Origin of the sequence: Pantoea sp. Cy-640 (assembly GCF_011752635.1) — a bacterium.
GTDB lineage: Bacteria > Pseudomonadota > Gammaproteobacteria > Enterobacterales > Enterobacteriaceae > Pantoea > Pantoea dispersa.
Window position 1 is genome coordinate 15,143 of record NZ_VWXB01000010.1, and the last position, 15,220, is coordinate 30,362.

Below are 15,220 nucleotides of genomic sequence, written 5' to 3' on the forward strand. Positions count from 1 at the left end.
GGAATTTTTGCGTTGGAACATGTTTCAACCACCACGCTCATTATCACGCTGATCATTATGGTGCTGGTCTCGGCCTACTTCTCGGGTTCAGAGACCGGCATGATGACGCTCAACCGCTACAAACTGCGCCACAAAGCCAAAAGCGGCAACCGCAGCGCGCGTCGCGTTGAGAAACTGCTGCGCCGTCCCGACCGGCTAATCAGTCTGGTGCTGATTGGCAACAACCTCGTGAATATCCTCGCCTCAGCGCTCGGCACCATTGTCGGTATGCGCCTGTACGGCGATGCCGGCGTGGCCATCGCCACTGGCGTGCTGACCTTCGTGGTACTGGTGTTTGCCGAAGTGCTGCCTAAAACCGTCGCGGCGCTCTATCCGGAAAAAGTTGCGTATCCCAGCAGCTTTCTGCTGACGCCGCTGCAGTACGTGATGCTGCCGCTGGTGTGGCTGCTCAATACCATTACCCGCATTCTGATGCGCATGGTGGGCATTAAGACCGAAGGGTCGATTAACTCCGCCCTCAGCAAAGAAGAGCTGCGCACCATCGTGTATGAATCCCGCTCGCTGATGTCGCGCCGCAACCAGGACATGCTGCTGTCGGTGCTGGACCTTGAGAAGGTCAATGTTGACGACATCATGGTGCCGCGCAATGAGATCGTCGGCATCAACATCAACGATGAGTGGAAGTCGATCGAGCGTCAGCTAAGCAACTCACCGCATGGCCGTATTGTGCTGTTCCGCGACTCACTGGACGATAGCGTCGGCATGCTGCGCGTGCGCGAAGCGTGGCGCATGATGGCCGGTAAAAAAGAGTTCAATAAAGAGCGACTGCTGCGCGCTGCCGATGAAATCTACTACGTGCCGGAAGGTACGCCTCTTAACGTGCAGCTGGTAAAATTCCAGCGCAATAAGAAGAAAGTGGGGCTGGTGATCGATGAGTACGGCGACATCAAAGGACTGGTTACCATCGAAGATATTCTGGAAGAGATCGTCGGCGACTTTACCACCTCCATGTCACCGTCACTGGCCGAAGAAGTGATGCCGCAAAACGACGGTTCGGTGCTGATTGAAGGCAGCGCCAACGTGCGGGAAATCAATAAGGCGTTCAACTGGACGCTGCCGGAAGAGGAAGCGCGCACCATCAACGGTATGCTGCTGGAAGCGCTGGAAGAGATCCCGCAGATGGACACGCAAGTACAGGTTGGCCATTACGACATTGATATTCTTGATGTGCAGGACAACATGGTGAAGCAGGTGCGCATTACGCCCCATCAGCCGCTGAAAGCGTCCATCGGTTCCTGAGACGATAAAAACAAAACGCCGCGATAATCGCGGCGTTTTTTATGGCAGAAGCGGCAACTAAAGTTGCAGCTCTTTCAGCTTTTCAGCCGGCAGCTTCAGATCTTCATTACGGTTAACGCCAATATCGTGCGCCAGCACGTTGCGCGCAATCTGCTGCGCTTCGTCCAGCGAGTGCAGCTTGTAGCTGCCGCACTGGTATTCGTTCAGTTCCGGAATCTGGTTCTGATCTTTTACCTTCAGCACATCTTCCATCGCGCCTTTCCACGCTTTTGCCACACGCTGCTCGTCTGGCGTACCAATCAGGCTCATGTAGAAGCCGGTGCGGCAGCCCATCGGTGAGATATCGACGATTTCCACGCCGTCACCGTTGAGGTGGTTACGCATGAAGCCCGCGAACAGGTGCTCCAGCGTGTGGATGCCGCGTTCGGTCAGGATGTCGATGTTCGGACGGCAGAAACGCAGATCGAAAACGGTGATGGTATCGCCATGCGGAGTGTTCATGGTCTTCGCCACGCGTACCGCTGGCGCGCCCATGATGGTGTGATCAACAGTAAAACTATCCAGTAGTGGCATACGTCACCTCCTGTTTTGAGATTTTTTTTAAAACGATGAAACTTTTCTGTTCGCCCAACGTCTGAATATATGAAAGACGCGCATTTGTTATCATCATCCCTGACAACAGAGATGTTAATTTAGGCCACAGTGATGTGGCCATTTTCTTTTCTAGCCTTCGCGACCTGCCAGATAGCTGGCAAAATCCAGTGTATCACTCTGCTCCAGCTGCTGCTGTTTCAGCACCGACTCCTGCGCCTGACGGCTAAAATCGGCTTCGGTGAGAATTTCCAGCGGCTCTTCGCACAGCAGATGACGATACTGCTCGGCCAGCGCCACGCCAGCTCCGGTCAGCCCCTGCTCTTTAATGGCTTGCAGAATGCGCGCCGAATAGGTTAGCTCAGGATCGTCAAACGACGCTACCAGTTGATCGCAAACCTGTTGATATTGCGTGCTGCCGTCGTTGCTATCCAGCACTTCAGCCACCCGGCGCAGATCGGCAAACAGCGCTTTACCGACATCAACCAGCAGATGTTCCGTATCACTGCAGCCCACGCCGATCACCTGACCCGGCTTGCGCCCTTCCAGCACCACGCGATTCCAGTTTTTCCGGCTGCACAGCAGCTCATCTGCGCTCATCTCCGGCGCATCGGCCAGCGTACACCAAATCAGGAACAGGTCGAGGAAGCGCGCCTGATCGGCGTCCACACCGATGGCAGAGAACGGGTTGATGTCCAGTGAACGCACTTCAATGTACTCAATGCCGCCGCGCAGCAGCGCATCGGACGGCGCCTCACCCGAGCGGGTCACGCGTTTCGGACGAATCGGCGCGTACAGTTCGTTCTCGATTTGCAGCACGTTGGTATTGAGCTGCAGCCAGTTGCCTTCCGCGTCTTTGGTGCCCATCGCCGCATATTCGGCAGACGGCGTTTTGATCGCCGCTTTCAGCGCAGCGACATACCCTTCCAGCGAGTTGAAGGTAATGCCCAGCCCGCTTTGTGATTTATTGGTGTAGCCCAAATCACTCAGGCGCAGCGAAGTGGCATACGGCAGCCACAATGTCCCTTCGCCGTTGGTTTCGAACGGCAGCTTACTTTCCCGTCCCTGCAGGAAGGAAGAGCAGATGGCTGGCGAAGCGCCAAACAGATAAGGAATCACCCAGCCGTAGCGATAGTAGTTGCGAATCAGGCGCAGATAGCCCGCCGAGATGGTCTCTTTGCCGCTCTCCGCGTCTTTGACATCCGCCCACTCCTGCCAGAACGACAGCGGCAGCGAGAAGTTATAGTGCACGCCAGAAATAATCTGCATCAGCGCGCTGTAGCGGTTTTTCAGCCCCTGACGATACAGGGTTTTCATTTTGCCGATATTGGAGCTGCCGTACTGCGCCAGCTCAATGTTGTCCACATCTTCAACATAGCCCGGCATACTGAACGGCCACATGCGCTCGTCGCCCAGCTCGCGCGCCACGTGACGGTGGATGTCGCGCAGAAATGCCAGGGAGCGATCGATGTTCTGATCCACCGGGGTGATGAACTCCAGCAGCGTTTCAGCAAAATCGGTGGTAATCCAGTCGTGCTTCAGCGCTGAACCCAGCGATTCAGGGTGGCCAGTAGTAGCCAGATGACCATTTGGCTGGACGCGGAGTGTTTCACGCTCAATGCCACGGCCGATACCCTTTAACGCGTCGGGATGCGCTTCCAGCCAGGAGAGCGCTTTTGATACGTCCGGGATCACATTAACCTCCCGCTGTGTGAATAATTTATTTTTGTTCAGCATAATGTTAACCGTAGCCTCGAATCTGTGCGAATCAATGCCACCATTGCATACCTTGTAAAGTGGCGGTCGCGATAACGATATAACGCAGCGTTTTACCCAGGGCGAGAAACAGCACGCAGGGCAGCCAGGAGAAGCGCAACCACCCTGCGAGCACGCAGAGTAAATCGCCCACCACTGGCAGCCAGCTAAACAGCAGCGCTGCGGGTCCCCATCGTTGTAGCCACGTCATTGCTGTGTCGTGCCATCGCCCCGGCCCTGTTGCTGGCATCAGGCGACCAAGAAGAATGTTGGTCAGGCCGCCCAGCGTGTTTCCCACTGATGCAGCCAGTAACAATCCATAGACCGACCCTTTCTGGGCGATCAATAACGCAATCAGCACCGCTTCTGAGCTGCCCGGAAGCAGCGTTGCACTCAGAAAGCTACTGCCGAATAACGATCCATACGTCAGAAATTCATTCACAGTAAACGGACATCAACCACATCCATGCCCGCCGCTTTAGCCGCCTGCACGCCAAAGTCAGCATCCTCGAATACCACGCAGCGCGCAGGCGCAACGCCCATCAGCTCTGCACAGCGTAAGAAGGTATCAGGCTGCGGCTTATGACGCTGGACATCGTCCGCGCCGACTACCGCATCAAACAGATGATAAACGTTGAGCGCTTCCAGCAGCGCTTTGGCTAAGCTGTGTTCGCTGCCGGTGCCAACCGCCATCGGACGGCGACCGTGATAGGCTTTGACCACCTGCATCAGCGGCAGCGGACGCACGTCTTCCAGCAGCATCGCTTTCAATGCCGCCGTTTTCTCTGCCGCCAGCTGATGCGGATCGTGCTGCGCCTGATTCTGTTCCAGAATGTAGCGGGCCAGTTGCCAGGTGGGTGCCCCATTGAATGCCACCATCTTTGCTTCGTCCATGGTGAAACCATAGCGGCTCAGCACCTGCTGCCAGGCTTTTCGATGTGTCGGCTCGGTATCAAGAATGGTGCCGTCCATATCGAAAATCAGGGCGTCATAGTGGTCGTACATTGTGACTCCATTAACACCACAAAATGAGCCATTACTTTAACGTAATGCGCTCAGGTTGTCGCCAGGCAGGCTTAACCGCAAATGCTTTGAAAGCATTAGCAATTTTCGTTTTCAGAATAAGGTCAGAGCGCGCGACCGGGGATAAATGGCGGTAAATGCAGTGATTTTTTGATGGAGACGGCGCGTGAGAAAATCTTTCGGAATGCGGATGTTGAAACGGGTCAGGAATCAAGCGGAACAGCGCACAAGGGCAGTTTGCTTTTTATTTGATGGTGCATCCAGGAGGATGATTCGGCTGGCGCCTCACCCTGCGGGCCGTTGCTGAAGCAACGTTATCCTCCTTAGCACGTCCTGAACGATTATCGCATCATGACACACTGAGGCACTTTTCATCTCGGAGAAAATGGTGCATCCAGGAGGATTCGAACCTCCGACCGCTCGGTTCGTAGCCGAGTACTCTATCCAGCTGAGCTATGGATGCATTGAGAGATTTTCTTACGATGGACTAACTGAAATCAACCTGGGAATGATACAAAGAATGGTGCATCCAGGAGGATTCGAACCTCCGACCGCTCGGTTCGTAGCCGAGTACTCTATCCAGCTGAGCTATGGATGCATTGAGAGATTTTCTTACGATGGACTAACTGAAATCAACCTGGGAATGATACAAAGAATGGTGCATCCAGGAGGATTATTCGGCTTGCGCCTCACCCTACGGGCCGTTGCTAAAGCAACGTTATCCTCCTTAGCACGTCCTGAACGATTATCGCGTCATGACACACTGAGGCACTTTCCATCTCGGAGAAGATGGTGCATCCAGGAGGATTCGAACCTCCGACCGCTCGGTTCGTAGCCGAGTACTCTATCCAGCTGAGCTATGGATGCATTAAATGATTCTTGTACAACGCAGGGAGCTAACAACTCACCATGAAAGGAACTACTCGTTCACTCTTACTACTCTGAAGTAAATACCATATCCGAAGATGGTGCATCCAGGAGGATTATTCGGCTTGCGCCTCACCCTGCGGGCCGTTGCTGAAGCAACGTTATCCTCCTTAGTACGCCCTGAAAGCTCATCGCTTCATGACACACTGAGGCACTTTCCATCCTGAAAAAGATGGTGCATCCAGGAGGATTCGAACCTCCGACCGCTCGGTTCGTAGCCGAGTACTCTATCCAGCTGAGCTATGGATGCATCGGAAAATGGCGGTGAGGCGGGGATTCGAACCCCGGATGCAGCTTTTGACCGCATACTCCCTTAGCAGGGGAGCGCCTTCAGCCTCTCGGCCACCTCACCTTACGCGTTCTTGCGAACCGTGCTTTTGAACTTTGTTTCCGCTCATCGGCACTGCGTGGCGCACATATTACTTTCCCGGACTTATAAGTCAAACAATTTTTCCCGACTTTTTACCGATTCAGGTTTGATTGCGCAAATGACGTGCAATCCGCATGTTTTGCCGACAAAAAGAGTGATTTATCAACAGTAAAAGCGTGCGGCAGCCGACATAATTCGCGGAAAAATCAGGAAAGCGTGAACGGATAAAAACAGCGACGGGAGGGAGAGAAGCGGTAGCGCCTCGCCACACAGCGAGGCACTGAATACGTTATTGAGATGTACTCTGTGTTTTTTCAGCCTGAATACGCTGATAGATCTCTTCACGGTGAACCGACACTTCTTTTGGCGCGTTTACGCCTATGCGGACCTGGTTACCCTTAACACCCAGCACCGTTACAGTTACCTCATCACCAATCATGAGGGTTTCACCAACTCGACGAGTTAGAATAAGCATTCTTTGCTCCTTGAAAGATTAAAAGAGTCGGGCCTGTTCGGTCTCCCGGCCATATCCATCATATAACGCTGAACAATGCCTATGACAAATACACCATTGTATTCTGCCATGCCAATACATTCTGCTGATAGTTAGTTTAGCCGAAATACACTACATCAACCGGACTTTGTCATTACCTGGTGCACACCGCGTTAAAAAGCGCCGAAACAGATGTTTCTGGCGCTCTTCACGATGCTTAATTTTATTTCGTTACAGCCGGTTACTCACCCACTCCGGCACGCCAGCCAGCGCGCCAGAAAGTGCCTGGGCGTCGGTTCCGCCAGCCTGCGCCAGGTCCGGACGCCCGCCGCCTTTACCGCCAACCTGCGCAGCCAGTTCGCCAATCAGCTCACCGGCCTTCACCCGATCGGTCAGATCTTTGGTGACGCCAGCAATCAGCGACACCTTACCTTCTGCAACGGTTGCCAGTACGATGACAGCAGAACCAAGCTGATTTTTCAGATCGTCCACCATCGTGCGCAGCATTTTTGGCTCGACATTGCTGAGTTCGCTTACCAGCAGTTTCGCGCCCTTCACCTCAACCGCTTTGCTACTCAGTGAAGCGCTTTCCTGCGCCGCTTGCTGATCGCGTAGCTGTTGCAGCTCTTTTTCCAGCGCACGCACGTTTTCTACCAGTCCGCGCACTTTCTCGTTCAGATTACTGTGGTTGGCTTTCACCACCTGAGCAATGTCGGTTAGCTGATCGCTCTGCGCATGCAGTTGTGCAATCGCCGCTTCACCGGTCACCGCTTCGATACGGCGAATACCCGCCGCCGTGCCGGCTTCGCCCTGAATGCGGAACAGGCCGATGTCACCGGTGCGGGCCGCGTGCGTACCGCCGCACAGCTCAATGGAGTATTCGCCCATGCTGACCACGCGCACACGCTGATCGTACTTCTCACCGAACAGCGCGGTGGCGCCCAGCGCTTTCGCCTCTTCCAGGTCCATCACGTTAGTAGTGATAGGCAGGTTGCGGCGAATCTGGGCGTTAACGATATCCTCAACCGCACGAATCTGCTGCGGCTTCATGGCTTCGCCGTGTGAGAAGTCAAAACGCAGGTACTTGTCGTTGTTAAGCGAGCCTTTCTGGCCAACGTGATCGCCCAGCACTTCGCGCAACGCTTCGTGCATCAGATGCGTCGCTGAGTGGTTGAGAATGATGCGCGAACGACGCACTTCATCAACCTGCGCCTGCAGGCGATCGCCCACCCGCAGCTGCCCCTGGCGTAGCTTACCGATATGACCAAAGGCTTTGCCATATTTTTGCGTATCCTGCACGCTAAATTCAGCATTTTGCCCGGTCAGAGTACCGGTATCGCCCACCTGGCCGCCAGACTCACCGTAGAACGGGGTCTGATCCAGAATCACCACCGCATCCTGCCCGGCAGCCACCTGCTCAACCTGCTGGCCGTCCACAAACAGCGCCTGCACCGTCGCCTCAAGCGACAGGTGGTCGTAACCTTTGAATTGAGTCGGCGTATCAAAGCGGATAACCGTGTTGTAATCGGTACCGAAGCCGCTGGCTTCACGCGCACGCTGACGCTGCTGCTCCATCGCCGCTTCAAAGCCCGCTTCGTCAATCTTCAGATTGCGCTCACGGCATACGTCAGCAGTCAGGTCCGCCGGGAAGCCGAAGGTGTCATACAGACGGAACACCGTTTCGCCGTCGAGGGTGTCGCCTTTCAGCTTCGCCAGCTCGTCGTCCAGCAGTGCCAGGCCGCGCTCCAGCGTTTTAGCAAACTGCTCTTCTTCATTTTTCAGGGCGTTCTCAACGTGCTTCTGCTGACGCTTGAGATCCTCACCTGCTGCGCCCATCACCTCGATCAGCGGAGCCACCAGTTTGTAGAAGAACGCTTCTTTCGCGCCCAGCATGTTGCCATGACGCACCGCGCGACGAATGATGCGACGCAGCACATAGCCACGGTTTTCATTCGACGGGATAACACCATCGGCAATCAGGAAGGCACACGAACGGATGTGGTCGGCGATCACGCGCAGTGATTTGTTGTTCAGATCGGTGGCACCGGTTACCTGCGCCACCGCGTTAATCAGCTTCGCGAACAGATCGATTTCATAGTTGGAGTTCACATGCTGCAGTACCGCGGCGATACGCTCAAGGCCCATACCGGTATCCACCGACGGTTTCGGCAGTGGCTGCATGGTGCCGTCGGCCTGACGGTTGAACTGCATGAATACGATGTTCCAGATTTCGATATAGCGATCGCCATCTTCTTCCGGACTGCCCGGAGGACCGCCCCAGATATGGTCGCCGTGATCGTAGAAGATTTCGGTGCACGGGCCGCAAGGGCCGGTGTCACCCATCTGCCAGAAGTTGTCAGAGGCGTAAGCACCGCCTTTATTATCGCCAATGCGGATAATACGTTCGCGCGGTACGCCGATGTCATTGGCCCAGATTTCAAAGGCTTCGCCATCGGTTTCGTATACGGTTACCCACAGACGCTCTTTCGGCAGCTTAAACCACTGCTCGCCCGTCAGCAGTTCCCAGGCGTAGGCAATAGCTTCTTTCTTGAAGTAGTCGCCAAAGCTGAAGTTGCCCAGCATTTCAAAGAAGGTGTGGTGACGCGCGGTGTAGCCGACGTTTTCCAGGTCATTGTGCTTACCGCCGGCACGCACGCAGCGCTGCGACGTGGTGGCACGCGAATAATCGCGCTTGTCCTGACCAAGGAAAACGTCTTTAAATTGCACCATGCCGGCGTTAGTAAACAGCAACGTCGGATCGTTGTTTGGTACGAGGGAGCTGCTGGCTACAACCTGATGTCCCTTGCTATGAAAAAAGTCGAGAAACGCTTGACGGATCTCAGCAGTGCTCTTGCTCATAAAATTCCTGGAATCACGCTAACGAACGTTCCCTTTCGCTGGCAAACCGCATGCGCCCGGCCCGCCACTGACTGAGGAACAAAAAGTGGGAATAAGATAAATTTTCTTCAATGGGAAGTAAAATCCCATCGCCTTTCAGTCGTCAATATTTCTGAAAATCGCCTGAACGTCTTCCATCATAAAGCCTTTCGACATCAGAAAGCGCTGGACTTTGCTTTTTTCCGCCCAGCTTTGCGGCAGCGGTTCGCCGAATTTACGTTTAGCGACCTCGGCCGCGCACTGACTCCAGTCAACCTCGCTATCGAACAGCGCCTGGTTGATCTCATCGCGGTCGATGCCTTTTTGCTGCAGCTCCATGCGCACCCGCTGTGGACCATAGCCTTTGCGCGCGCGACTCTGAATAAAGCGTTCAGTAAAACGCTGGTCGTTGAGCCAGCCATTCTCCTGACACCAGTCGAGCACTTTCTCCAGCAGCGCTTCCGGTATCGGCTGGCTCTCCTGCTGCTGCAGCCAGGCCGCACGCTGATTGTTCAGCTGCAGTTTGCGTTTCAGCTCGTCGCGGCTATGGTCGCGCTGCGACAAAATACGCATGGCACGATCGAGTACCCGGGAAAAGGTTGGCTCCGGAGCCTGTGATGAGGTCGATGACATAGGATTACCTTGTTGTGACTGTTGCGCAGGGTAAAGCAAGAAGGCAGAGAGGAAAAGCACGGGCGGGAAAAAGCAAAACGGGAGCATTGCTGCTCCCGTGGGTATGATTAGAAATCTTCGTTGGTTTCGCTGGCTTCTTCGTATTTATCAGCCGCGCTATCCGCTGTCGCCGCTTCTGCCGTTGCACCGGTCAGCAGCATGTCACGCAGCTTAACGTCGAGTTCATTGGCAATCGCCGGGTTCTCTTTGAGGAAGTTGGTAGCGTTCGCTTTACCCTGGCCGATTTTATCGCCGTTGTAGCTGTACCACGCACCGGCTTTTTCCACCAGTTTGTGCTTCACGCCGAGGTCAACCAGCTCGCCGAAGGTGTTGATGCCTTCACCGTACATGATCTGGAACTCAGCCTGCTTAAACGGTGCTGCCACTTTGTTCTTCACCACTTTAACGCGGGTTTCGCTCCCCACCACTTCGTCGCCCTCTTTAATGGCGCCGATACGGCGGATATCCAGACGCACAGAGGCGTAGAATTTCAGGGCGTTACCACCGGTGGTGGTTTCCGGGTTACCGAACATCACACCAATCTTCATACGAATCTGGTTGATGAAGATCAGCAGCGTGTTGGACTGCTTAAGGTTACCCGCCAGCTTACGCATCGCCTGGCTCATCATACGCGCAGCCAGACCCATGTGCGAATCACCGATTTCACCTTCGATTTCCGCTTTCGGCGTCAGCGCCGCCACGGAGTCAACGATGATCACGTCTACCGCACCCGAACGGGCCAGCGCATCACAGATCTCCAGCGCCTGCTCACCAGTATCCGGCTGCGAACACAGCAGATTATCAATGTCGACGCCCAGTTTCTTGGCGTATACCGGATCCAGCGCGTGCTCGGCATCGATAAAGGCACAGGTTTTGCCTTTACGCTGCGCAGCAGCAATGACCTGCAGGGTCAGCGTGGTTTTACCGGAGGACTCAGGTCCGTAGATCTCAACGATACGGCCCATTGGCAGGCCACCCGCGCCCAGCGCGATGTCCAGCGACAGGGAGCCGGTAGAGATGGTTTCAACATCCATCGAGCGGTCTTCACCCAGGCGCATGATGGAGCCTTTACCAAATTGTTTCTCAATCTGGCCCAGCGCGGCAGCTAAAGCCTTCTGTTTGTTCTCGTCAATCGCCATTTCCACTCCTAATCATGCCGGGTGAGCGGGCACCGTGTATGCCTGCTCGTTCTGTTGCCGCTAATTATACTGTATAGTCATACAGTATCAAGTTTAATTTGTCAGAAATTCATCCAGCAGTGCCTGCAGCGCCCAGCTAACCGACTGACGCCGGACAGCATCACGATCGCCGGCAAACTGCTGGCGCTGCGCCAGCACGCGGCCCTCCGGACCTGCCAGCGCAAACCAGACGGTACCGACCGGCTTTTCTGCCGTGCCGCCATCCGGCCCGGCGATACCGCTCACCGCAATACCGTAGCCGGCGCCGGCCGCGGCACAGGCGCCGGTCACCATTTCGCGTACCGTTTGCTCACTGACGGCACCGTGCTGCGCCAGCGTCGCCGCCTGCACGCCAACCATCTGCTGCTTGGCCTCATTGCTATAGGTTACGAAGCCGCGCTCAAACCACGCCGAACTGCCGCTGATGTCGGTAAATACCTTAGCAATCCAGCCGCCGGTACAGGACTCCGCCGCCGTCACCGTCGCCTGACGATGCCTGAGCTGTTCGCCAATACGTCGGCTGAGCTGCTGAAGTTGTTCGTCGTTCATCGCCTTCTCCTGTTGTGGCGCTTCACGTTAGCAGTAAATGGTGCGGCAACAAGCCCTTTTCAACCGCCACCGTCGCATTTTGCGCGCTGCGTTCCGGTGAGGTCAGCGCGTTTTCACCGCCACCATAAATAAACGCGGAAAGGCCAGCAAAACCTGTCCATTACTGCGCGTCGGGTAAGCGGGCAGCAGCGCCTGATGATAGTCGTGTAAAAAGTCAGCCTGCTGCGCTTCATCCAGCGCGGCAAGGAACGGACGCAGCCCGGTGGCACGCAGCCAGCTGATGATCGCCTGCGCATCCGCCATCGGATGATAGTAAGTGGTGCGCCAGATATCGACCTGACAGCCTGCATCGCCTAATAAATCATAGTAGCGATCGCTGCTCAGCAGGCGTTTGCGTTCTGCCGCCTGAGGCGAAATATGCGCCTGCCAGCGTGAGCTGGCCGCCACCTCACGCATCAGACGATGCGACGGCTCCTGCAGGTTATCCGGCATTTGCACCGCCAGTGCACCGCCCGGTGCCAGCTGGTTTACCAGATGCGGCAACAAGGTTTCGTGGTCGGTCAGCCATTGCAGCGACGCATTGGCATAAATGACCTGTTGCGGCTGCTCAGGCTGCCAGCTGCGGATATCGGCCTGACGAAAATCACAGTCCGGCAGGCGTTGCCGCGCCTGTTCCAGCATCGCCTCAGAGCTGTCGATGCCGGTGATGTGCGCCTGCGGCCAGGCCTGCACCAGCAGTTCCGTGCTGTTGCCCGGGCCACATCCCAGGTCCGTAGCAAAGCGCACCTCATTGACGGGAATACGCGCCAGCAACTCCTGTGCCGGGCGCGTACGCTCAGATTCAAACTGACGATACAGCTGGGGATTCCAGTCTTGCATAGCAACGCTCCTGTCTGTGTGGAAGAGTCACACACTACCTGTTTTGCTGCGCGAGGTGCGAAGAGAAAAGTGCGGTTGCCGGAAAAGTGTGAGTGGCGCAGCGGAAGCAGAGACAGCAGGTTCGGGCGTGGCGATATCGCGCGCTGGTGAGGCTGTGGTTACCAGCCCAACCAGAAGGGAGAAAGCAACAGGACGGCGCATGGCCGTCCTGCAATTAGTTCTTTTTCACAAACTCAGATTTGAGTTTCATCGGACCGAAGCCGTCGATTTTGCAATCGATATTGTGGTCACCTTCAACCAGACGGATGCTTTTCACCTTAGTGCCGATTTTCAGGGTGGAAGAGCTGCCTTTCACCTTGAGATCTTTCACTACGGTTACGCTATCGCCATCTGCCAGCAGGTTACCGTTGGCATCGCGCACCACCAGCCCTTCGCTGCTGTCATCCGCGCTGGCGGACCAGATATGGCCGCAGGAGGGGCAGTTCAGGTTTTCACCCTCCTGCCAGGTGTAATCTGCCTGGCAGGCCGGGCAGGCAGGTAAAGTCGTCATACATATTCCTCAGTGGTCGGTATGCGATGAAAAAGGCACCGCAAAACGGGCGCCATCTTATACCCTCATACTTTATAAGGACAGGATTAAAGCATGTTGCCCTGACGCGCCTGGGCGACCGCCTGCCCCAGCTGCCACACCGCCATGGCATAGTGCGTGCTGTGGTTGTAGCGCGTAATCACGTAGAAATTAGGCAGACCGTACCAGTATTGATAGCTGGTGCCGAGATCCAGCCGCAGCAGGCTGACCTGGCTGTTGCCGTCCAGCGAACCCTGCGGTGCCAGACCGCTGGCCGCCAGCGTATTCACTGAATAAGAGGTTTTGAAACCGTTCTCCAGCGCCGGTGCCTGACCGCTGGCGGGCACGGCGACGTTTTCACCGGAACGCCAGCCGTGCGCTTTGAAGTAGTTGGCAACGCTGCCGATGGCATCCACCGGATCCCACAGATTGATATGGCCGTCGCCATTAAAATCGACCGCATACTGCTTATAGGAGGATGGCATAAACTGGCCGTAGCCCATGGCACCGGCGAAAGAGCCGCGCAGATCCAGCGGATCGTCCTGCTCGGTGCGCGCCATCAGCAGGAAGGTTTCCAGCTCGCTGCTGAAGTAAGCGGCACGGCGCGGATAGCTAAACGAGAGCGTCGCCAGCGCATCCAGCAGACGGGTTTTGCCCATCACCCGACCCCAGCGTGTTTCCACCCCGATAATCCCGACAATGATCTCCGGCGGTACGCCATACACCTGCTGGGCGCGCTGCAGCGCATCCTGATACTGATTCCAGAAGGCGACGCCGTTCTGCACGTTATCCGGGGTGATGAATTTATTGCGATAGCGAATCCACGCGCCGTTCGGCCCGCTCGGCGGCGTATAGCTCGGCGCCTGCTGATCCATCAGACGCAGCACGTAATCCAGTCGCTTCGCCTGACCAATGACCGCATGCAGCTGGTCGCGATTGAAACCGTGCTTCGCCACCATCTGATCGATAAATTGTTCTGCCGCCGGATTACCGGCAAAGTCGCCAAACATCGGCTGAATGGCGTGAGAAGGTTCCAGTAAAAACCCCCCTTTCGGTGCAGGCACAACGGCGGATTGCTGCTGGGGGGCAGGCTTACTGCTGCAGGCAGCAAGCAAACACATAAGCGGAAGAAGAGCAACCTTAAAACGCATCGGATATCCATAAGCCAGATGAAACACGAATGCTCATGGTAATCGTTCAACGAAGCGACTTACAGAGCAATGTCGTAAATTTACGCCGCCATACACCGGGTTCAATTTTTGATCATTTTGTAGTCCGCAACTTACAAGTCGAAACATCCCGTCTGATTTTTCTCATCTTCACGCTGACTGAATATATCCCCGTGCCGGAGATACCGGACGCGCCAGTGTCGGTGCCTTAGGTACCTTCAGCAAAGAAAGGACGCTTCGTCCCGGAGTGCTCACCTGCACGCAGGCATTCCGCTCCCCTCATAACACGCATATGGATAGTAAAAATGAAAAAATTAACCCTTCTTTCCGCTCTGGTCGCGATGGCTGCCGTATCAGGTGCACAGGCCGCCTCTTCAGGCACCATTACCTTCAACGGTGAACTGACCGCCTCTACCTGCGACGTCTCCGTCGACGGCAAAGGCCCAAGCTCGACTGTCGTGCTGCCAACGCTGAGCACCAGCGATTTCCAGAAAGCGGGTGAAACCGGTGGTACGACGAAGTTCCTCATGACGCTGACTAACTGTAAGGGCACGCTGAAGACCGCGTCCGCCTTTTTCGAAGCCGGTCCCAGCGTAGACATGACCAGCGGCCGTCTGAAAAACACTACCGGCAGCGCCACCAACGTACAGCTGCAGCTGCTGGATGGCTCAAGCACCACTCAGGCACCGATTGATGTAGGTAACAGCAACCAGATGACCAACACCCAGTACGTGGATATCTCCAGCGGTAACACCACCCTGCCCTACGCCGTACGTTACTACGCGACTAACGCCGCGACGGCCGGCACCGTGGTGAGCAACGTCACCTACTCCCTTCAATACAAATAATTTTTCGGGGGCTGATGCTGCC

At 55.6% G+C, this 15,220-nt stretch carries 14 protein-coding genes and 5 tRNA genes; 2 read left to right on the plus strand and 17 right to left on the minus strand.

The window, feature by feature from the left end; all coding sequences use genetic code 11:
- The first annotated feature begins 12 nt into the window (after positions 1-12).
- The gene (locus F3J36_RS20415; protein WP_166720456.1) at positions 13-1,299 is read left to right on the plus strand and encodes an HlyC/CorC family transporter; all 1,287 of its coding nucleotides are present in this window, start codon (positions 13-15) and stop codon (positions 1,297-1,299) included.
- 57 nt (positions 1,300-1,356) lie between these two features.
- Here F3J36_RS20415 and luxS read toward each other — a convergent pair whose 3' ends face one another.
- The 17 genes from luxS to mltB form a co-directional block, all read right to left on the minus strand.
- Entirely contained in the window at positions 1,357-1,872 is a 516-nt protein-coding gene (gene luxS, locus F3J36_RS20420) for an S-ribosylhomocysteine lyase (protein WP_010617126.1), read from the minus strand.
- Positions 1,873-2,022: 150 nt separating this feature from the next.
- On the minus strand, positions 2,023-3,627 hold the full coding sequence (gene gshA, locus F3J36_RS20425; RefSeq protein WP_021507329.1) for a glutamate--cysteine ligase: 1,605 nt from the start codon (positions 3,625-3,627) through the stop codon (positions 2,023-2,025).
- Between the two features lie 31 nt (positions 3,628-3,658).
- Positions 3,659-4,087 carry a YqaA family protein gene (locus tag F3J36_RS20430; RefSeq protein ID WP_166720457.1) on the minus strand — a complete coding sequence of 143 codons (429 nt, stop codon included), beginning with the start codon at positions 4,085-4,087 and terminating at the stop codon, positions 3,659-3,661.
- A complete protein-coding gene (gene yqaB / locus F3J36_RS20435; RefSeq protein ID WP_058771641.1) occupies positions 4,084-4,650 on the minus strand; it encodes a fructose-1-phosphate/6-phosphogluconate phosphatase in 567 nt (188 codons plus the stop codon). The genes F3J36_RS20430 and yqaB overlap by 4 nt, the downstream gene beginning before the upstream one ends.
- Positions 4,651-5,054: 404 nt before the next feature.
- Positions 5,055-5,131 (minus strand) — tRNA-Arg (locus F3J36_RS20440).
- A 58-nt stretch (positions 5,132-5,189) separates the two neighbouring features.
- Positions 5,190-5,266: transfer RNA gene (locus F3J36_RS20445), tRNA-Arg, on the minus strand.
- Between the two features lie 192 nt (positions 5,267-5,458).
- Positions 5,459-5,535, minus strand: a tRNA-Arg gene (locus F3J36_RS20450).
- Positions 5,536-5,768: 233 nt separating this feature from the next.
- Positions 5,769-5,845 (minus strand) — tRNA-Arg (locus tag F3J36_RS20455).
- A 9-nt stretch (positions 5,846-5,854) separates the two neighbouring features.
- Positions 5,855-5,947 (minus strand) — tRNA-Ser (locus tag F3J36_RS20460).
- A 307-nt stretch (positions 5,948-6,254) separates the two neighbouring features.
- The gene (csrA, locus tag F3J36_RS20465) at positions 6,255-6,440 is read right to left on the minus strand and encodes a carbon storage regulator CsrA (protein WP_088516490.1); all 186 of its coding nucleotides are present in this window, start codon (positions 6,438-6,440) and stop codon (positions 6,255-6,257) included.
- 249 nt (positions 6,441-6,689) lie between these two features.
- Positions 6,690-9,317 carry an alanine--tRNA ligase gene (gene alaS, locus F3J36_RS20470; RefSeq protein WP_166720458.1) on the minus strand — a complete coding sequence of 876 codons (2,628 nt, stop codon included), beginning with the start codon at positions 9,315-9,317 and terminating at the stop codon, positions 6,690-6,692.
- Positions 9,318-9,452: 135 nt separating this feature from the next.
- Complete coding sequence (locus F3J36_RS20475) at positions 9,453-9,968, minus strand: regulatory protein RecX (RefSeq protein ID WP_247653227.1); 516 nt, start codon at positions 9,966-9,968, stop codon at positions 9,453-9,455.
- A 107-nt stretch (positions 9,969-10,075) separates the two neighbouring features.
- Complete coding sequence (gene recA, locus F3J36_RS20480; RefSeq protein WP_021507334.1) at positions 10,076-11,146, minus strand: recombinase RecA; 1,071 nt, start codon at positions 11,144-11,146, stop codon at positions 10,076-10,078.
- Between the two features lie 93 nt (positions 11,147-11,239).
- Complete coding sequence (pncC, locus tag F3J36_RS20485) at positions 11,240-11,734, minus strand: nicotinamide-nucleotide amidase (protein WP_058776003.1); 495 nt, start codon at positions 11,732-11,734, stop codon at positions 11,240-11,242.
- 102 nt (positions 11,735-11,836) lie between these two features.
- Positions 11,837-12,613, minus strand: a complete 777-nt coding sequence (tam, locus tag F3J36_RS20490; protein ID WP_166720459.1) for a trans-aconitate 2-methyltransferase — start codon at positions 12,611-12,613, stop codon at positions 11,837-11,839.
- Positions 12,614-12,827: 214 nt separating this feature from the next.
- Positions 12,828-13,163 carry a zinc ribbon domain-containing protein YjdM gene (locus F3J36_RS20495; RefSeq protein WP_021507336.1) on the minus strand — a complete coding sequence of 112 codons (336 nt, stop codon included), beginning with the start codon at positions 13,161-13,163 and terminating at the stop codon, positions 12,828-12,830.
- 86 nt (positions 13,164-13,249) lie between these two features.
- Entirely contained in the window at positions 13,250-14,332 is a 1,083-nt protein-coding gene (gene mltB, locus F3J36_RS20500) for a lytic murein transglycosylase B (RefSeq protein WP_166720460.1), read from the minus strand.
- Positions 14,333-14,655: 323 nt separating this feature from the next.
- On the opposite strand from mltB, the gene F3J36_RS20505 reads away from it, so the two are divergent.
- The gene (locus F3J36_RS20505; RefSeq protein ID WP_166720461.1) at positions 14,656-15,198 is read left to right on the plus strand and encodes a fimbrial protein; all 543 of its coding nucleotides are present in this window, start codon (positions 14,656-14,658) and stop codon (positions 15,196-15,198) included.
- Positions 15,199-15,220 lie beyond the last annotated feature (22 nt).